The sequence below is a fragment of the Oleiphilus sp. HI0066 genome (genome assembly GCF_001635725.1).
Genome location: NZ_LWFH01001027.1, coordinates 1 through 888, shown reverse-complemented (window position 1 = coordinate 888; position 888 = coordinate 1). Strand labels below are relative to the sequence as shown.

2 protein-coding genes are annotated in these 888 nt (G+C 37.2%); both read left to right on the top strand.

Annotated features, from left to right (window positions below; translation table 11 throughout):
- The first annotated feature begins 262 nt into the window (after nt 1-262).
- Entirely contained in the window at nt 263-556 is a 294-nt protein-coding gene (locus A3738_RS12405; protein WP_068476052.1) for a YceK/YidQ family lipoprotein, read from the top strand.
- Between the two features lie 79 nt (nt 557-635).
- On the top strand, nt 636-888 hold a 253-nt coding region (locus tag A3738_RS32000; RefSeq protein WP_231876640.1), incomplete at its 3' end, for a hypothetical protein.

The following is an 888-nucleotide window of genomic DNA, read 5'->3' as shown; positions in this document are numbered from 1 at the left end:
TTTAGACAGTTGCGGACTTTAAATACCTCTCGTGACCAATGCTCACTTCATAGAGAAAAGCCGACGAATTAGAAAATCACCACATAACGGAGATTTTGTGACATTTTTATGAAAGGGTCCGCTTTTTCCAATGACGAGTTTCTCATAAGTGTTTGTAAATAACTGATATAATTGCGAAAAATGGAATTTATAAAAATGTAGATAAAGTGTTTAGCGGACCGGAAGGTGCGTTAAACACACTGTTATATGCAGTAAGGAAGCTATGAAATTTTTAACCCTATTATTCGTTCTATTACTTTCAGGTTGCGGCACAATCTTAACCAACATAGAAATGGATAAGCCGAGAGAAGAACGAGATTCAATTGTTCGGCAAATTGATTCTAGAGTTTATAGCGGTACTAAATTCGATGTTTTAGCCAACTCTCCAGAGCAAGGCTCAGGTGGTAATGTCATTGGTTTGTTCTTCTTAATTGATATACCACTTAGCTTAGTAGTAGACACATTAATCTTGCCTTACACACTTACAAATGAACCTTATGGTCAAACAAATGAGTAAGGCATATAAAAAGTGTTTAGCGAACCGGAGGGTTCGTTAAACACACTGTTATACGTAAAAAGGTTCGAAGCCATATTCTATGAAAAACTATATTCTCTTGGTTCTAGCTCTATGTGGTTTTCCTTATGGTTTTTATCTAGGTTTCGAGAGCGCAATAAAATCAGAAGCAAGAGCTACTGTGCTAGAGTCGAAGATTTACAAAGGCCAACAAAAGTGTTCATCAACACAAAATTGGCAGTGCCTTGAAGAGAATCAACGGACGTTATTCATAGCTAAAAAGGCTCGCATTGAATACATCCGAAACAACGACTTTAATATCGAGTTGGGCGAGC